At 48.1% G+C, this 18,957-nt stretch carries 16 protein-coding genes and 1 pseudogene; 3 read left to right on the top strand and 14 right to left on the bottom strand.

Annotated features, from left to right (window positions below; genetic code table 11):
• Positions 1-195 precede the first annotated feature (195 nt).
• Both QF041_RS22905 and QF041_RS22900 read left to right on the top strand, forming a co-directional pair.
• Positions 196-339: a hypothetical protein gene (locus QF041_RS22905; protein ID WP_307415805.1), complete on the top strand. Its 144-nt coding sequence runs from the start codon at positions 196-198 to the stop codon at positions 337-339.
• 2 nt (positions 340-341) lie between these two features.
• A complete protein-coding gene (locus tag QF041_RS22900; protein ID WP_076209727.1) occupies positions 342-1,274 on the top strand; it encodes a hypothetical protein in 933 nt (310 codons plus the stop codon).
• 492 nt (positions 1,275-1,766) lie between these two features.
• On the opposite strand, the gene QF041_RS22895 is transcribed toward QF041_RS22900, so the two are convergent.
• The 10 genes and pseudogenes from QF041_RS22895 to QF041_RS31340 all read right to left on the bottom strand — a co-directional run bounded on the left by QF041_RS22895 (position 1,767) and on the right by QF041_RS31340 (position 14,497).
• On the bottom strand, positions 1,767-3,374 hold the full coding sequence (locus tag QF041_RS22895) for a DEAD/DEAH box helicase (protein WP_307415804.1): 1,608 nt from the start codon (positions 3,372-3,374) through the stop codon (positions 1,767-1,769).
• Between the two features lie 431 nt (positions 3,375-3,805).
• A pseudogene (locus QF041_RS22890) lies at positions 3,806-5,258 on the bottom strand (SulP family inorganic anion transporter).
• A gap of 790 nt (positions 5,259-6,048) precedes the next feature.
• The gene (locus QF041_RS22885) at positions 6,049-7,263 is read right to left on the bottom strand and encodes a clostripain-related cysteine peptidase (protein ID WP_307415803.1); all 1,215 of its coding nucleotides are present in this window, start codon (positions 7,261-7,263) and stop codon (positions 6,049-6,051) included.
• A gap of 23 nt (positions 7,264-7,286) precedes the next feature.
• The gene (locus tag QF041_RS22880; protein ID WP_307415802.1) at positions 7,287-7,748 is read right to left on the bottom strand and encodes a GNAT family N-acetyltransferase; all 462 of its coding nucleotides are present in this window, start codon (positions 7,746-7,748) and stop codon (positions 7,287-7,289) included.
• A 13-nt stretch (positions 7,749-7,761) separates the two neighbouring features.
• A complete protein-coding gene (locus QF041_RS22875; protein ID WP_307415800.1) occupies positions 7,762-9,567 on the bottom strand; it encodes an ABC transporter ATP-binding protein in 1,806 nt (601 codons plus the stop codon).
• Complete coding sequence (locus tag QF041_RS22870) at positions 9,564-11,504, bottom strand: ABC transporter ATP-binding protein (RefSeq protein ID WP_307415799.1); 1,941 nt, start codon at positions 11,502-11,504, stop codon at positions 9,564-9,566. The genes QF041_RS22875 and QF041_RS22870 overlap by 4 nt, the downstream gene beginning before the upstream one ends.
• Positions 11,505-11,550: 46 nt before the next feature.
• Positions 11,551-13,557 (bottom strand): asparagine synthase-related protein, encoded by a 2,007-nt coding sequence (locus QF041_RS22865; protein WP_307415798.1) that lies wholly within the window; start codon positions 13,555-13,557, stop codon positions 11,551-11,553.
• Positions 13,554-14,018, bottom strand: coding sequence for a lasso peptide biosynthesis B2 protein (locus tag QF041_RS22860; protein ID WP_307415797.1), 465 nt, complete (start codon positions 14,016-14,018; stop codon positions 13,554-13,556). The genes QF041_RS22865 and QF041_RS22860 overlap by 4 nt, the downstream gene beginning before the upstream one ends.
• Positions 14,015-14,284 carry a PqqD family peptide modification chaperone gene (locus QF041_RS22855; protein WP_307415796.1) on the bottom strand — a complete coding sequence of 90 codons (270 nt, stop codon included), beginning with the start codon at positions 14,282-14,284 and terminating at the stop codon, positions 14,015-14,017. The genes QF041_RS22860 and QF041_RS22855 overlap by 4 nt, the downstream gene beginning before the upstream one ends.
• Positions 14,285-14,380: 96 nt before the next feature.
• Positions 14,381-14,497, bottom strand: coding sequence for a lariocidin family lasso peptide (locus tag QF041_RS31340; RefSeq protein WP_433748117.1), 117 nt, complete (start codon positions 14,495-14,497; stop codon positions 14,381-14,383).
• A 165-nt stretch (positions 14,498-14,662) separates the two neighbouring features.
• Between QF041_RS31340 and QF041_RS22850 the strand changes: the two genes are divergently transcribed.
• A complete protein-coding gene (locus tag QF041_RS22850) occupies positions 14,663-15,289 on the top strand; it encodes a response regulator transcription factor (RefSeq protein WP_307415795.1) in 627 nt (208 codons plus the stop codon).
• Positions 15,290-15,408: 119 nt separating this feature from the next.
• On the opposite strand, the gene QF041_RS22845 is transcribed toward QF041_RS22850, so the two are convergent.
• From QF041_RS22845 to QF041_RS22830, 4 genes are all read right to left on the bottom strand, one after another.
• Positions 15,409-17,079 carry an ABC1 kinase family protein gene (locus QF041_RS22845; RefSeq protein WP_221825539.1) on the bottom strand — a complete coding sequence of 557 codons (1,671 nt, stop codon included), beginning with the start codon at positions 17,077-17,079 and terminating at the stop codon, positions 15,409-15,411.
• Positions 17,080-17,460 (bottom strand): phasin family protein, encoded by a 381-nt coding sequence (locus tag QF041_RS22840; RefSeq protein WP_091036091.1) that lies wholly within the window; start codon positions 17,458-17,460, stop codon positions 17,080-17,082.
• 72 nt (positions 17,461-17,532) lie between these two features.
• Positions 17,533-18,171 (bottom strand): ThuA domain-containing protein, encoded by a 639-nt coding sequence (locus tag QF041_RS22835; RefSeq protein ID WP_074092596.1) that lies wholly within the window; start codon positions 18,169-18,171, stop codon positions 17,533-17,535.
• Positions 18,172-18,214: 43 nt separating this feature from the next.
• Positions 18,215-18,937 (bottom strand): SDR family oxidoreductase, encoded by a 723-nt coding sequence (locus QF041_RS22830; protein ID WP_260633050.1) that lies wholly within the window; start codon positions 18,935-18,937, stop codon positions 18,215-18,217.
• Between the last annotated feature and the right edge of the window lie 20 nt (positions 18,938-18,957).

Genomic DNA, 18,957 nt, shown 5'->3' with positions numbered 1-18,957 from the left:
AATCTTAACAGTCTACTAATAAATTCTGAAAAGCACCCCTATCTTGAGTTACAGTTTTGTAATGACTGACAAAAATCGACGATTTCACGCCTGTAACTGGCACAAAAGTACCAACTATGGAAATATGATATAGTTATTGCCAGCAAACTGCAATATAACAGCGCTTGTTCACCAAGCCATAGAAGGGAACGGATTATGGTTACATACGGATGCCTCGCCATATTGTTTCTTTTTGTCATGATAAAGGTAATTGCACTCCAGCTTCATCGGCGGAAACCGGTCTCCCGCGAAGACACGGATCGTACCCTCTACACTATTCTGAATGGTGAGCGTGATTAAGCATGAGTACTAAACTAGTTGTATCCATACGACCATTTCATCGAACGACCTATGCCTATGAAAAGTTGCAAGTCTGCTCACGTTGTGGACAGTACACCTGCCTGTGGGAAGAGGAGTGCACGGCCTGTGGCCGGGGTACCCTGAACTCCGTTCAGTCGAAGGCGACTTCCCGTGTGAAACGCCGCATTGCACGCGACCTGTTCATTACCATATTGTTCGGTGCAGCTGCCACCTATTTTGGTGAAACCATAGATCAGACCATGGCGGCAGCCAGCGTTTCCCTGCTGCTTCTGGCCTTACTGATCTTCATGCAGAAACGTTCGTTCGAGGTAGAGCAGCAGCGCGAGTTGAAGCGCACGTTGCAACAGGATGAGGAACTCATCCGCCAGGGCATTAACCGCAACTGGGCTCTGGTCGCCGAAGCTCGAAAGCAGGATGAAGCACTTGCCTATGAGATGCTCCGCGAGATCGGCTCACTCGTCTACAATGACCGGATTCGACTGCAGCAGGTTGCGCTGCTACAATCCTTTGTCCTGCGCAGTGATATGGATCTGCAGCTCAAGCCCTTGCTGTTACGCAGCTTCGAGCGGCTGCTGGCTGAATATATCGGTGAGATCGCACGACTTAAGCCGGATTTGATCCGTGAAGATGCGATTCGTTATATCGCGACCTATGAAGTGAACATTTTACAGCTCCACAATGGAATTCAGATACTTACAGCGGTAGCTGCTGCTGCCGTGCGCAAGAGCAAATATATTGAGTTATTCCCTAGTCTTATTACCCGCTACGCCCGCTTTATGCCCAAGGATCGATTCATGCGGCTCTATCACACGATTGAACGCTATCCGAGCAAGGCACGAGGGGGATTGGCAGAGTCGGTAGGTCGGGTGTATAACGAGAAATATCGGGATCAATACGCAGATGTTCAGCTGTAGAGATGATATATTGGGAATGAAAAACGTGGTTTAGTGCAAACTCACTCCCTGTATATAGACGAATGCAATTTCATCCATCCCTGCATGCGCGTCAGCACCACAGATCGAAGGTTATGATTCTAATGATATAAGAATTAATCCAAAAACACCCCATCCTTAGGTCTAGGATGAGGTGTTTTGAATTTTATGGAAGTCTGCCAAGTGCTATACGCAGTACACGGACAGAAAGAAAAACTAGATGGGGAATACCTAAATGGCATCTTCCATGGATCAAGCAGGCGCGCAAACAGGTACTAGCAGATGACAAAAAGAATAAGCGGAAATGAGCATCTGTACTGGTGAAAAAAGGGCCGCGACGTGGTTCCGTCGCGACCCTTGATCTGAGGGTTCGGTACATCTGTACCCGAACCCTCTCATATATGCCATGCCAATCACTGTGGCATGGCATGGTGCCTGCGCATGTGCGGCTATATTGCCGCTTGCGCCAAGGCTTTACCGTCCGCGACGAGAATCGCGACGGTCGCCCTTCGCCGGTCCGCGTCCTGCGGATTCCGGACGGCGAGAGCCTTCACTGCTGCGCCCGGAGCTGCGCTTGTCGGCGCTACGGCCAGCCCAGCCGCTGCTAGTTGCACCGCGTCCGCCTTGGCCCGCTGCACCGCGACTGCTGTCGCTGCTGCGCGCGGAACCACGACCTGCGCTGCGCTCGTCGCCACTGCGACCTGCACCGCGTCCACCTTGACCTGCTGCTCCGCGACTGCTGTCGCTGCTGCGGCCACCGCTACGACCACCACTGCGTCCGCCTTCACTACGTCCACCTTCGCCGCCGCGCGAACCACGCCCCCCACGTCCGCCATCTCTGCGATCGTTACGGCCTGCACCGCGACGGGCACTACCAGTTCCGGAAGAGCGTCCGCCTGAACGTTCGTCATCCCCTTGACTGTTGATGGAACGTCTAGCTGCTCCAGTCGAAGCAATTGGTCCTTCGCTTGTCCACTGGATACGGGACAGCTTCTGGTCGATCCCTTGTTCAATACGTGCAAGTTCCGGTCTGTCATGCTCTGTTGCAAACGTTACAGCAAGACCTGTACCGCCTGCACGGCCCGTACGACCAATCCGGTGAATATAACTTTCCGCATCATGCGGCATATCGTAGTTAAATACATGCGTAACACCTTCAACATCAAGTCCACGTGCAGCTACATCTGTAGCAACGAGCACCTGCAGTTTGGCATCGCGGAACGCTTTCATTACGTTCTCACGCTTGGATTGGGACAGGTCCCCATGAAGTTCATCACTTGCATAACCTGCTTCACGCAGATCTTGGTTCAGCTTGGATGCACGACGCTTGGTCCGGCAGAAAATAATCGCCAAGTATGGGCGATACGTATCAATCATGCCGCGAAGTGCTTCTAATTTACCACGATCCGTACATTCCAGCACTTGCTGGCGAATTTGTTTGATCGGGATAACAGATTGGGAAGATACTTTTACATCTTCCGGATCTTTCATGTAGGTCTTCGCCAGGTTGCGAATGCCCTTTGGCATCGTTGCTGAGAACAGCATTGTCTGACGTTTGTGTGGCAGTTCACTAAGAATCGTTTCCACATCGTCCAGGAAGCCCATGTGCAACATTTGGTCGGCTTCATCCAGCACCAGTTTTTTCACATTATCAAGCTTCAACGTGCCACGGCGCAGGTGATCCAGGAGACGACCTGGTGTACCAATAACGATCTGGGTACCGTTCTGCAATTTACGCAGTTGCTTGTCCACATCCTGCCCGCCGTATACGGCAAGCACGTGCAGTTTATCGTCGTTTGCCGTGAGTTTCTTCGCTTCTTCCGTAATTTGCAGCGCAAGCTCACGCGTAGGCGCAATAATCAACGCTTGTGGCGAACGGTCCGATACGTTAATTTTCTGAATAATCGGCAGCAAAAATGCCAGCGTTTTCCCTGTTCCTGTCTGTGCCTCGGCGATAATATCGCGTCCACCCAGCAGTACCGGAATCGAACGCTCCTGTACCGGAGTCGGCACGGCGATGCCCTGATGTTTCAGGATCTCGCACCATTCCGGGCGAATGCCCAGTTGTTCAAAGTTTGCCAATCGTTACACCTCTGTATATTCATTTAGATAAGTCCATTTCATAATGACCTTAGTATCAGTATATGCCATCAAGACTAGTTTTCCTTATATCAATCATGATTATGAAATGAATTTTTTAAAAAGCAATCCACTCGTTGCTCTTCTTCTCCATACCCTGTAGTTTACACGTTAGTCAAGCAAAACAAAAGGGGATACAGTGTTACACCCCCAACTTGTAGCACAAAATCCCAAGATCACCGTAACTTGTATCGACCAAGTGACTCTAGATCTGCCTTCAGGTTGCTGATGATGTGGAAATGACCTAGCATGCCTCAGGCTCTAATAAAAAAACAGCGACGCCCTCTCCCCGATTAAATCCGGAAAAAGTGCGACACTGATTAAAATGCATCTTTTTATGTTACCTATTCGTTGTTTACTTCGTTCCAACCAAGTTACGAACCGTGCCCGCTCGCTGTGGCAAATCCACTCCGTTCAAGAATGCGAGAGCTCTCCTCGTTCAACCCGCGAAGGTGCACGGTTTTGCCCAGCTTCGCGTATTTTGAATTTCACTTTGCCAATAGCCACAACCGCGGTATTATCCCAGATATGTGAACCTCCGAAATCAATCGTGATCTCCTTCGGATCGGCCTCTGCATCGAACTCATCCACGAATCGGGACGAAGAGCCAAAGAAAAATGGTCCATGAACCCGGTATACTTTCTGCCCTTGTTCCTGGCTCGCCTGTACGCGAATCTTGGTCTGTTTCCAGCCAAAATGCAGTACACTGAGCACAACGCCGACCATAACCCCGATCGATAGATCGTGGGTATAGACCACAATTGCCACCGTCACGATCATGACAAAGGCTTCCGCGCGCGGCACGCGAGCAATATTTTTGATAGAACTCCAGTCGAATGTTCCGATACACACCATAAACATTACACCGACGAGCGCCCCCATCGGTACTTGTTTCACCACACCGCTAAACAGCAGCAACAGGATCGCGAGAAACGCACCTGCAGTAAACGTAGACAATCTTCCACGTCCGCCAGACTTCACATTAATGACCGACTGCCCAATCATTGCACAGCCGCCCATGCCGCCAAACAAACCGTTAACAAAATTCGCGATACCCTGACCACGCACTTCACGGTTCTTGCTGCTCTTGGTCTCGGTCATCTCATCCACGATGGTTGCGGTCAGCAAGGACTCCAGCAAACCAACCAGTGCCATGGTGAATGAATAAGGCAGCAGAATCATCAGCGTGTCCCAAGTCCACGCAATATTCGGCAAGTGGAACATCGGCAGAGTGCTCGTTATATTCCCCATGTGGCCGACTGTTCTTACGTCCAGATGAAACACCACGGTAATAATCGTCATCACGATAATTGCAATCAGTGGAGCCGGAACGCCTTTGAAAAACCTTGGCAATATATAAACGATCGCCAGCGTTCCCGCCACCATCGCATACATAATCCAGTTTGCTCCCGTGAAGTGGGTTAACTGTGCCATAAAGATCAGTATAGCCAGTGCATTCACAAATCCGGTCAGTACCGAATGAGGCACAAACGTAATAAACCGTCCAACCTTAAATATGCCCAGTAGAAACTGGATAATGCCCGTCAAAATCGTTGCTGCAAAAAGATATTCCACGCCATAATCCTTGACGAGTCCAACCATTAGTACCGCCATGGCACCTGTTGCCGCCGAGATCATGCCTGGTCTTCCACCAGCAATCGAGATCACAATTGCAATTGTAATCGAAGCATACAACCCGACCATCGGATCAACACCCGCAATGATGGAGAACGCAATGGCTTCCGGAATTAACGCCAGCGCTACCGTAATGCCTGCCAGCACGTCTCCGCGAATGTTGCCAAACCATTGTTGTTTTAAAGTATTCATATGTTCTTGCCGTTCCTCCTACGTGTATCAACTCAATTTGTCTTATCACCTGATGGGTAACGATACGGTTCATCACTGACCCATTACAACAGACAGCACAAATAGCAGAATGCTTTTCGCAAAATTCATCTAATCGTGGTTAAATAACATCCTTTCTACAGTATAATCAATTCCGTGCACTTCACTGTTCCCAAGATTGATCTTGGCCTGTACCTCAAATTGCGAATCCGGAATCTTTTAGCATGAGAGTTAGGCTATCCAACATTATTTCTGAACATGCCCCATCCGTTCCTATGTGTCCCGCTTGCTTCCGTCCAAATCCGTTTTCTTTTTCTTGCCTTCAGGGCGCCATGAACAGAGCATGACACCTATAGTTTTCCCCTCTCAGAAAAACTGGGTCCGTTAATGTACTGACCTATTATTATAACTATAGGATGTAATATGTACTAACACTATTAAGCTGAAAAAATAATAGCATACCTCTTTAATTCTAATTTTTTCATTGATTTACTCAAAAATACTCTATTTTGAACAAAGTAATACCAGGCAGTTCCCATTGCAGGATATATCAGCGAGGATGTTAGTTATTCACCCTTGTAGATCCCATAAACAAAAAAACCTCGCTTGTTTGGTAACATGGAAGAGTCACCAACCATGCCAACAAGAAAGGTATGAAGAAGCTCTCCCGCTTCATCGCTGATTATGTGCTGATGGTTTCACACAGGCTCCATTGCTTGCATCGTCATTCATGCTTCGTTGCTTCCTTAACTTCAGTTGCATATAACAATGTTCACTCTTTGTTTGGAGTATTTTGGGGCCGACGTGACAACAATGTCGAGTATTCAGTAATGAAAGCCTTATAGCTCGAGCTAAATTCCAGTTTTCGGTACTTACTGGCCTTTTCGGTAAAGCGATGAACATCCCTGCTCGGAAAATAAACGCTCATTCCTTTTCCCTTGGGATGCTCAGGAGACTTCATGTTATAAACAACCGCTTTTTGAATTGCCTTTTTGACGCGGTCCGCCTCAGTCTCAGCTTTCATTCTTTTGCCGATCAAGGTAAACAAGTCAGCAAGATCCACCAAATCGGCTTCGTCTGCATAATCCTCGGCTTGATCCCGTGCTTTTCTCAACTGATTCATACCCTTTGTCATAGCTTGGGGCTTTAACAACCTTTTGCTGAATGACTCGACTGCCTTCATAACCTCTTCCATCTGATCCAGTTGAATGATCGATTGCTGAAGGTCCTCCTCTTCACCGTTTACCTTCGACTGTTCCAGATATCCTTGAGCAATAATTCTGCCCAACTTAAGAGTGGAAATCCCGGGTTTGTCTTGAACTGCCTTCAGCATTTTCGTATAGTCCCAGCCATTCTGATTCGTGTAGTCAACAGATGCAAGCAAATACTTACCGTAATCCCTAAGTGCGTAGGCCACCTCCACACTTGCCATTTTACAATTATCGAAGCCGATGAGTTCAAATTTAATTCCCGTTTCGTTATAAGCATGTCCAATTCCTTTTTGAAGTTCGGTCAAGCTCATTTTTTTATTTCCGTAGTGCTCGTCGCCACCGTATCCATCAATCGGTCCAAGACCGTGCCCCCAGAACATAAGCACATGCTTCCGAGCTGGATATTCACGGGTTCCCCAGCGAATGAAATCTGTAAGGGAATCGGATGTATCCATATTTTGCGAGCCGGCGTTATCCAGAAAGGCCAACCTCCCCTTTTCCACACGCCATCGTTGATTCAGACCGGGTTCGATGGACGAATGGTCCCAGCTTTGGGCGCCTCCTGTCTGAACGATAACGTTTACATTGCCGGAAGAGCCGACACTCATCATTTCCTTCAAGTCATCGCTTGCCATATGAAAATCACTTTCCATGTCTGAACCAATCATATAGATGAGAAAGGTGTAATCGGCTTGCCGATCGGATGCTTTTAGTTCAGATACAGGAAGAAACGAGACCAGCAGAATGAACACAAGCAGCCGTATTGTTCTTTTCATTGCCTTCCCTCCTTGTTTCCACTCTACACTTTAATATTAGCGATATGCCATAAAGAGAAATAACCGTCTTCATCGGGAGCTTCGTTCTCCAGTACAAAACCAGTAGACTGAAAACACCTCAAACAAGCAGCATTGTCAGCTTCAATTCCGGCATACCATTTATAGATCGTTCCCAGCTCAGGTAATTGTATGGCTTTTCCAACCACTGCTCTGCCGTAGCCCTTACCCCGAATCGACGGATGGACAACGATGGCAATGCTTCCCGTATTCTGCTCCTCCCGCTCAATCATAATTACACCTACGGCTTCGTCCTGCGAGAACGCGACCCACACATTATAACCGGGATGCTGCTCGACGTGCCGATACCACTCGTCTAAAGGAAGCATTCCCTCCAAGCGCCGATGAACCTCTGCATCCTTAAACCAATCCTCCAGCATTGGCAAATCTCGCTCTGTAAACGGTCGCAAATTGTCAATCACGCTCATTTCATCTCACCTCTTATCTGTATTTTTGAGCCTGCATATTGTAAAGTTCAGCATACCCCGCTTCATTTTCCAGTAATTGGTCGTGAGTTCCCGTCTCCATGATTCTGCCCTGTTCCATATAGACTACATAATCTGCATGTCGTGCAGTGCTTAACCGATGCGAGACGATGACCACCGTCTTGTTTTTCATTAAATCCCGCATTCGCTGGAACACGTCTTCCTCCATGAACACATCAAGCGCAGAAGAAGGTTCGTCCATGATCAGCAATCCGGCAATATCCTCTCTCATAAAAGCACGGGATAATGCAATCCGCTGCCATTCTCCTCCTGAAAGGCTTCTGCCTCCGAATAGCCTACCTAGCTGTGTATCATATTTTTGCCCCAGCTTGTGGAGAAATTCGTCTACTCCGCCCAGCTTGGCAGCTCTTTCGACTATCCTTTGCTCGTTAACAGCCGCAAGGTCACCTAGTCCAATATTGTCCCGAAGATTCATTTCATAGCGCACAAAATCCTGGAATACCGCTGTGGCCTGTGTTCGATAGGCAGCGATATCATACTCTCTCAGCGGAATACCGTTGTAAAACACCGCTCCTTCATTCGGATCAAAGAAGCGCAGGAGCAGTTTGACAAGCGTGCTTTTCCCTGACCCATTTTCACCGACCAGCACGGTCACTTTTCCAGCAGGGATGATAAGCTCAGGGATATCCAGCACAACTTTGGTTTCATCATACCGGAAATGGACCCCTTCCAGCCGGAAGCCCTCTTTGACGGACACCGCCGGAGGGCATGAGCCTGACTTCATTTCATTCTCGCTATAGAGAAAAGAACGAATCTTCTCCAGATGCCGAGCTTCCCTGGGACCGATCGCAAAAGCTGCAAACAATTCATTCATTCCTTCATTTAACTGAATAGTGGCACCAATGAATAAAAAGATGTCACCTGCTGTGAAATGGCCGGAAAGCGCATGTCCAACTAGATAAATAATGATGAGGCCGGCGGCCAGCGACTGGAGCACAGACCACAATAATTGATGGAGGGCCAGTTTCCGTTGGTCGGCTGAAAGTGTAAGCAGAAGCTCTCGTGATGTACTCAGATATCTCTCCTTAAAAAAAGGAACAAGGCCAAATACCTTCAGCTCCCCGGCTGTTTCAGGCCTGAGCGGCGTACCAGCGTAATATTCGGCACGCCGCCTTAATTCCTGGACCTCCTCGCGTCCTTCAAAGGTCGCGTTGTTAAGCTTCGCTTCCCAATACAGCTTGGGAACGACCAACGCCAACAAGACAATCGGGGCCCAGGGAGCGATCGTTCCGATCATGATACTCCCGGCTGCAATCACGACTAGTCCTCCGATGGTCTGAGAAATAATCGTTAACCACATTGTAACGAAGTATTCGTTATATTGAATAACTCGAGTTTTTGTATGGAAGCCTGCCTTTTCAAAAGGAGCAATATCTGGAATCGACATTGCTTTGCTGATCAACAACTCATCAATATGCGCTTGAAGTTTTGCAGTCAACAGGCGTTTGTGCATCTCCGATACGGGTTGGAGGGCATCCACAGCTAATGTTAGCCCAATATACAAGAGCACCATCCAAGTCAGCACATCCCATGATGCAAGAACAAACGGCTGCACTGCCAATCTGTCAATGATTTGGGCACTCAGCCAGACAAGCAGCGGACCAAGCAATGACTCAAGCACTTTGATTGCAAAAACGGTACACACTTTTAATGGCGAGCATGTCCATAGCAAGGACAATCCAAACAAAACGGAGGAAGCCATCTGTCGCCGCCTGGCTGTGATTCGTTGCAATGCTATCACTGGATATGCTCCTCCCCTTGAAAAGATCTTCCTTGCAACCGGAACATGGTGGCATACTCCCCATTTTTGCGCATCAAGGCCTCATGGCTACCTTCTTCCACAATACAACCATTTTTCAGGACAAGGATTCGATCTGCTAGTTTAACCGTGCTGAACCGATGAGAGATCATGATAACCGTTTTACCTTCTGTCATTTTTTGAAACTGATTGAAAATCTCATATTCCGCCCGAATGTCAAGAGACGCCGCCGGTTCATCCAGAATCACCAGACCTGCTTCGCGAACCATCGCTCTGGCTAAAGCAACACGCTGCCATTGTCCACCCGAGAGATCAGTCCCTCCCCATTCGGGGCCCAAGAGGGTTTCGGTTCCCTGAGGCAGCGTCGAAACGATCTGGTCCAGCCTTGAATCTTGAAGTGCCTGATTCATCTCCCTATCGCTCAGTTTTGCATTCAGGCTGCCTATCATAATGTTCTCGCGCAAGGATAACTCGTATTTTCCGAATTCCTGAAAAACAACCGAGATGTGCTCTCTCAGCTCCCTGACATCAAACGAGCGAATATCCACACCGTTGATTTTGATCTCGCCTTCGCAAAACTCATAGAAGCGACACAGCAGTTTGACAAGGGTCGTTTTGCCCGAGCCATTGGCGCCGACAATCGCGATGCGCTCCCCGGGCGATATGCTGAAACTGATATGGTCAAGGACCCAGGGAGAGCGTCTGTCTTCATTCTCATGAAAGTCCTCAGCATAGTCGAAGACTTCGTCATTTTCTCCATCGGCTTCCTCACTGTCCAGGTCGAAATCATCAGCTTTTTCCTCGGAAGCAGCACTCTCCTGTTGCTGATAAGGATACTTGAAGCATACTCCCTTGAACTCTATAGATAGAGGGCCAGTATTCACTGGAACGGGATGCGAAGGCGTCTGGATATCTTCCTCCGCATTCATAAATATGACGAAATCATTTCCCATTCTCCAGATATCAACCGTGTCGGCCCCTTCCTTCGCAATCTCCCTTAAGGAAACAGACAATTGAAACACAGCCCCCAGATACAGAGCAATATCCCCCAACGAAATGGAGCCCGATCCAGATTGACTTACTACCCAAAAATATGCTCCGCCTGCCACCATACCCGAAAAAAGACCGGTAAAAACCGTTCCTCTGGCGCTTTTGGCCTGGATCATTCGAAACTGTTCATACAGCTGGGCAAACGTGTGTTGATAGATGTTGTGGAGATGGCTGCCCAAACCAAACAAGCGAATTTCCTTGGCGGCACGTCGACTAATCATCAGGCTTCGAGTGTAATCCAATCTTCTTCTGATCACTGCATATTCTTTGGCGTACTGCCATTCCATCTCGTTGTACCGGTTCTGCATGAACGCAAAAGGAGCTGTTGACAGCACCAGAATAATGGACAGCATCGGAGAGAGCACCGCAATCAGCATAATAATACCAATAGCTGAAAAAACAGATGTGCACAAATTCGCGCTGAAGTTCAGGAGCTGTGCTGGCAACCAATTGGAGCGATCCCGCAGCGCCTCCAGCCGGTTCCGGTGCTCCTCCTCTTCAAAAAAGCGCATGCCGGGAATACGTTCGAAGGCGTCCAGCAAAACACTGTTCACGGTAATGATGGATCGCTCCGATAGCAGCATTTTAAGCCAGGTTTGCGCGGCGTTCACGATGCTGAGCAAAACCAGGCTGCAAGCATAGACAATAGCCCACTGCGCCGCGTATGATCCTGAACCGTCTGGCGCAATGCCATCGATGATTTGTTTGGAGGCATAGAGCTGAAGTGCTGGAACAGCCCCCTCAATGAATATGAACAAAACGATAAGTAAGGTTAACACCGGACCGGATTGCCATAACATTCGCACGAGCAAACGGGTCGTTTGCCGTGTTCGTTGCACTCTGCTGCACCGTTCTTCTTGATCAAGCATGTATTTCTCCATTCGTCTGCACCTTTATGATTCAAATCGCCCTGAATCAGGCATGAAAATACATGGGTTTCTTCTCATTCAGATTGACCTCCTCGATATCTCCGAGCAGCCTTGCCGGAGCCGGCCTGGAGCGGTTGAGCACATATTCTTTGCCCCGGCTCATCTCCTGCAGCCAGATTTCCAAGTCGATGACAGAGCGCATATACTGGTAACCCATGCCCAGATCATTATTCGGGTCCTCCGAACGGATTGCCATGGCGACCAGGTGTTTCCACCACGTTTTCTGGTCAATAATCCCCAGTTCCGTAACAAGCACACGCTGTCCGCTCGCGAACAATTGCAAAATATTCTTGCGATCGTTCAAAAAGCTTTTTCTGGCCATATGGGCATAGGTTGTTTTGGACGACCTGTTATAGACATACGAAGGCAAGATATCTGTGAATGCTTTTCGAAGCAGCAGCTTGGAACCAGCATAGCTGTCTTGCTCCCCCTTCAAGAGATCATAATGCTGCTCCGGCGGAACCGAGAATGAAAATTCGATCATGCGACGGTCCAGAAACGGATGATATGCAGGCAAGGTAACACTTACAGAGTCCATGTATCTTGCACGTGGCCACAGAAAGTCAAAATGATAACGCTTTCCCCAGTAATTTAGTGGCCTGCTTTTTCGGTATCGATGAACCTCCCCCGCATTCATCTGCCGTTCTCTCAAGAGATGTTCGTTTGTAAAAAATTCTGGCAAGTCGTACTCCGTATCCGACCATAACAGCTTATAGTACAATTTTTCTCCAATATAAGGAATGAATGGCGCCAAACCATATTGGAAGCCCCTTTTCAGCATGGGGCCCGCTCGATTGCCAGTCCATTTTCGGAGCTGACGAATGCCTTCCCGATAGCGCTTTTGCCGAAAATAGGAATCAATGACAGCAGCCTCACCGCTATATATGAAGTCTCCGCCTTCACCCGTCAAAACGGCAGCAGTTCGAAATTGCCGAGCAAGCACCGTAAATGTTTCGTTCACAAGCGAATTGGCTCGGGGATCTGGACCATCCACGAACCATAGCGGGTCCCTGCCAATTTCGGCATTTGGTATTCTCGCCGTTGCGTCCGCATGAATAATCAGGCCGGGAATGCGCAGATCCTTCATCATTTTTTTGACGAGATCCTTATCATGGCTTGGCATCATATCCGGCTCGGCAAAAGATATGTTGACAGCCAGAACCTGCTCTCGGTTCCCGCTGGCAATGGCGGCTGCTACAACCGCAGCCGAGTCGAGTCCTCCGCTCAGCTCAACAATTCGTTTGCTACCATTAAAACGTTCCAGGGTCACCTGCTTCAGCAATTGACGAAATTGAGGGACAGCATCCTCCGTGAGCTGTGGCCTGCTTGTCAGTTCCCGCATTCCCCAGTAGCTTTGCACTTTCACCTGATGATTGTTCCACCAGGCAATGGAGGCCGTGGGCAGCTTGCGAATGCCTTTAAAAAAAGTGCGCTCCTCCAGTCCGTTCTCCCCCACAGCAAAGCCTGAAGTCGGATACATTCGGCATACGTCTTCATCAACCTCAAAAGGAATATCCTGAAGCAGCAAAAGCACTCGTAGATCGTTGGCAACAAACCATTCATTTCTTGGACTTATCCAATAATAGACGGGTCGGGTTGCATAGCTGTCCGTAGCAACAATCAAGCTGCTTCGTTTCTGGTCCCAGTACACCAGTGTAAATTCCCCTTGAGACTTGCTTAGCTGATATTCAGGTTTCTCTTGCAGCAGACGGTAAGCTTGCTCCTGCTGATGAGATGAAAGGGACGGGAAATCGTCGGCATGGGCTTGCAGCTCACCGCTCGCCCAGCCATCCAGAATGATGGGAAAATCAAGACGGACATCCGTGAAGGAACTGGAAACCTGCGGTCCGTAACCATAGGAGAGCGTTGCTAAATGGAACGTGTCGTCCGTATATACATCCAAACCGGTAACCCTTGCCCACCTTTTAATTGAATCCATCCACTCTAACCAAATATTTCGATTTTGGCCCTGCATAGCAATCCATATCTTCATCCCAGAGATAGCACCCACCTCTCGGCATATTCGCTCATATTATATGTTTTCAACACCTTCAAATCATTTCCTTTATGATTGGGGTCAATAGTCCGACCGTCTCCCAAACGCACCCATGCATGAGAAAACAATTTTTCATCTATCTTTTTCACACCGATCAACAAGTCACTCTCATAGCCGGCACTAAACAAAATGGCCTGAACTGTCATAGCTATGGAAACACACGAGGTGATAAGATGATCATTTTCATCCATTTCATACATCATCTGACCAAGTCTGCACAATTCGGCCGTCTCGATCCGATTCGCTTCCCTTCGTCCTGCGCTTACATGAAGCGGATACATATGTATTGCAATTTTTTCATAAGCATCTACAAAATCCGTCTCCAGCAGTAACAGGCGGACAAAAGCATGGACCGTGGTGAAATAAACCTTGTTATGGACAGGGATGGCCTTGCTCATGAGGCATCGACCTTGACCAGATTTTTAGCCCAAAGTTCCTGAATTGCGTTCTGCAGAATATCGGTTAATTCCGCCTCGGATTGATCAAATTCCCTTTTCCATTTACTCAGAATTTGGTCGAATTCCCTTGTCCCAGTCTCCAGTTCCAGCCACAGCTCCATCAACGCGCCTTCAAGTCCAAAATATTCGCCGTTATTGATATCCAGCACGATACATTCCTCGCTTAATGACGTCGTGGCGGTTTCCTCGCTTCGGGCAATTTTCATGCCTGCAACCCCTCTCTGCAAGGTAATATGTAGTATATGGAAATGACTAGAGAGAGCCGAAAGGCCCTCTCTGGTGAACATATAATGCCTTTGAAATTAACCACGTTTTACTCCACGGCCGTTTTTACCATCTCCTGGCTTACTTTTCTTGGAGAGAGTTACTGTTAGGAAAGCACCATAACTCTTCAAAGGAGCCACTTGAACTTTACGCATATATTTCACCACCTCTCAACTTGAAATATATTACATTTTTAATATATCATAGAAATAATGGGTTTTAACCGCAAGCAATCCCCAAAACCCGCCAAGTTTCCACAAATCCACTTGTTACGGTTATTTTGCGGCCCGAAAGAAAATAATACATACGAGGTGCATATCATGCTGAACGTAATTCTGGTAGACGATCATAAAGCATTCACCTGTGGAATGAAGCTCATTTTGGAACAAAACAACATGAAGGTAACCGTACTTCATTCAGCCCTTGAAACGCTAGACTTCATAAAAGAACAAGCCAATGCGATAGACCTCTACCTGTATGACTTGTCTATGCCGGACCTTAACGGAATTGAACTGGCAACCAAAACACTGGAGATCATTCCTGATGCAAGAATCATGCTTTTCTATTCCCAGGAGGATATGATTCAGCTGTTTCAAATGTCGGTACAGGCAGGCATTCGCGGATTTATCGACAAGTCTTTTTCAGCTCAGCAAGTGCTCACAAGCATTTCCATGTGTATGGAAGAGGCGGTGGTCTTTTCCCTGGATTTCCTTAAAACGATTTTTACTCCGACTGCCTCCTTTAATGTGCCTGAAACTATGCTGACCGAGTTCGAAATAAAATTGCTGCAACAGGTGGCTAAAGGCGAAACCAATAAACAAATTGCGGAGTCTCTTTTCATGTCTACTCGAAATGTCGAATATCATTTGGGGCGCGTGTATAAAAAGCTGAGTGTCAGCTCCAGAACATATGCCGTTCACAAATGCAAGATTCTTAAATTGATATAAGCACCCAAGAGGGCCACAACATTAACTGTGAATATGGCATTCTCCAAAAAACTAGCGAAATTAAAGCAAGACCCGCAAAGATCCTTTAAAAAGGTCTCTTTGCGGGTCTTGCTGTTATTTTAGAATCTTCCTGATTTGAATATCGAATAGAGCAGGAAAGCCACCATCAGAATCGCCACCAAGAAACCAATCTCAATGACCGGAATATCCCACAGCATCGTGGATTGATGACTGATCGACGAACCGATAATCAGGCCCACCATGATGATACAAAAGGCGAGCAGCACGATACTGAAGGACAGCCGATTACTGATCTGATCCATTCTGCGCATGAGTGCATCCAGTTCAGGGACACTGATCTCCAGCCTCAGCTTGCCTTTGCTAATAATGGATGATAATTGCCTTAACTGCCCTGGCAGACCAATGACACTCTCAGCCATATCAGCCGCACTGCGGAACAACCGATTCTTGATTCTTCCGGCACTAAAACGTTCCTTGATCAGCTTCCGGCCAAAGGGTTCAGCCATATCTACAATGCTCAGGGAAGGATCGAGATGTTCGATTACACCTTCCATCGTCAGCAACGATTTACCAAGCAGCAAAATATCGGCAGGCATCACAACCCGGTGCCTCTGGGCTACGCCGAACAAGTCATTCAACGCCTGACCCACACTAATCTTGGAAAAAGGAATATCGTAATATTTGGTACGCAACTTGTCCAAATCCACATGAAGACCACGCAGGTCCATGTCATCAGGCATCATGCCCAATTTCTCAATTGCCCGGATCATACTGTCCGTATCTTTGCGCATTAATCCAATAATAAGCGAAGCAAGCTGCTGTTTCATCTCATCACTCAGACTGCCCACCATACCGAAGTCTATAAAGGCAAGACGTCCATCCTTCAATACCATCAGATTGCCCGGATGTGGATCAGCGTGAAAGAAACCCTGAATAAAAATCTGATTTAATAATGAATCCACCAGCCGCTCGGCAATGTTATTCAGATCATGGCCGCGTCTGACCAGTTCTTCACGATCATTGAGTTTGATACCTTCGATATACTCCATCGTGAGTACACGGGATGAAGTCTGATCCCAGTAGATTGCCGGGATTTTCACCTTGTTGTCCTGTTGGTATTGCTGTGCAATCTTTTCCGTATTGCGGCCTTCGACCGTATAATCCAGCTCGGCCATCAACGCCTGAGCATATTCTTCGACCATTTGCGGAATCTGATATTGCTTCACCCAATCCCAGCGCTTCTCGGCCATGGCTGTCAGCTCACGCAAAATATCCAGGTCACGCTGCACAATACGCGATATACCCGGCCGCTGAATCTTGATGGCTACCGACTCACCGCTTCGAAGTTTGCCCAGATGCACCTGTCCAATGCTGGCCGCAGCTACAGGGGTATCCTCGAACCGGGAAAAGATCTCCTCCAGCGGTGTATCCAATTCCTGTTCCAAAATACCCCGTGCCGTCTCGGAAGAGAACGGCGGGACCTGATCCTGTAACTTCACCAGCTCACGAATGACAGACTCAGGCAGCAGATCTGCCCTTGTACTTGCGAGTTGCCCCAGCTTAACGAAAGCTGGCCCCAGCTCCTGCAGCACAAGCCTGATGCGTTCACTCAGCGTTTTGGTGGTATGTGCTTCACGCGACATCCACCGTCTGGGCAGAGCCAGCAGCTGGAACAAACCCAGCTCCTCGACCATATAACCGAAGCCATGACGCACTAGCGCCATGGCAATTTCACGGTATCTGCCGACATGTTTGATTCGCACTGCCATCTACTCGATCTCGTTTCCTTTGAGAGGAGGAGGAACTTCAAGTGGAGCCGGGGATTCATCAGGTTGGAGCTGTGGTGATTGGCCCAGTTCGGCAAGTTTTTTCTCCAGGACAGCAACGCGCTGTTCCAGACTGGTTACATCACTTTCGGATGCCACACCCGCTTCCTGAAGCACTCGCTTGACCTGTTCCTGAATCATTCTCTTGAACTGACCCTGCTCTTCATCGCCCCGTTCCAGCAGACGTTCAACCAAAGCTTTGGATTCACCGGGCGCAAGTTCCCCGCGCTTGACCAAATCATCCACGGTTTTCTCAATTTTTTCTTTGCTTACAACAGTAAGACCAAGCCCTAACGAGATCGCCTTTTTGAACAAATCGCTCATTTTTGTCATCCTCCTCTTCGTTGATCTCTATATTATACCCCTTATACTCTGCATGCAAAGATGGCTGTCCGATCAGACGTAACGTGCAGCCCATTTGCCTGCTTGCAGAAGTAATTTACGATACGTTTCGTGTGCAAAAGACGGTACATGGTGACCCGGCATCAGATAAACGATACGTCCAACACCATATCGATGAGCCCAAACCGCAGGTTTTGGTCCATCTTCGGATTGATATTCCAGCAATATTTTCGTTTCGGCAAAAGAACCAAATTCGAACTGATACGGTTCTTCTTCCATTGTGAAATTCGAAATGCCCTCCGTCACGGGATGGCTTTCCGCCGTTACAGTAAATTCAAGCGGTGCATACGCCGGATGATGCAGGAACTTGGCACCGATCATCTGTTTGAGCTCATAACGATTTTGGAGCGAAATGCCGTTATGTATAATGACCAGTCCACCTCCATTACTTACATAGGACAACAAACCTGCTGTCTGCTGTGGAGAGACTTTCCCCTTCCAATCGTCCATGTATGAGATACATACATCAAACCCGGTTATATTTTCTTGCAGCAGCATATTCCGATTCTCACTGCACTGCACAGTCATAGTATCATGGAAAATTCGGCTAATCTCAGCATCCACCCCCTGAAGCGGGTGCCAATCCGGATGTGTATAATCGCCAAGTAGTAATGCTTTTTTACGATGATCCATTCAATCAATCTCCTTTCTTGTTCACCTCACTGTATAAAACCAACTACCAGGGGAGCTTCTCTCCCTTGTAGTCCACATATGCGGGCTGATCTCCTTTAAACTGTTCATGGCGGTCGATAAGGACTGCAATATGCTGTGCAGATTGCTCGGGCGTGAGATCCGCAGAAACATCCAGTTCACCCCGCATATAACTCTGTACCCAACCGGGATGCACAAGCATCACTTGTCCGCCTTCATCCTTCAGACCATTGTGCACAAGACGGGCCTGCATGTTCAAAGCAGCTTTGGACATACAATAGGCATACCACCCATCCCGACTGCATTGCTCTATACTTCCAGCCTCGGAAGAGATATCAACAATCAGCTTGACCTGTCCTTGAAGAAGGAGGGGTAATAGGGAATGAGTCACACGCAGTGTACCTAAGGTGTTCACATTAAATACTTCAGCCATCTCCGCCATATTCAACGGCCCGCGGATATGATCCGTAATACTTCCTAGTATAGCCGCATTATTGATCAGCATATCCAAATGATTCGTATCCAGCTTCAATGTCTCCGTGAACAGAGCTACCGACAGGTCGTCCGCGATATCCAGTTCGATGGCGCGCAGATGGTCAGGATATCCTTCTGCAAGCATTCGAATCCCCTCGGAATCCTCTACGTCCAGACCGGCCGCATACACGAGATACCCTCTCTTCAGCATCTGTGCCGTCAAAGCCAATCCCAATCCCCGAGCAGCTCCCGTTACACATACGGTTCTCATCATGATGTCCCTCCCTCGCATAA

It is taken from the genome of Paenibacillus sp. W2I17, assembly GCF_030815985.1.
In the GTDB taxonomy this organism is placed as follows: domain Bacteria; phylum Bacillota; class Bacilli; order Paenibacillales; family Paenibacillaceae; genus Paenibacillus.
The sequence above is the reverse complement of the archived record's forward strand: the minus strand, read 5'-3'. Positions and strand labels throughout refer to the sequence as shown.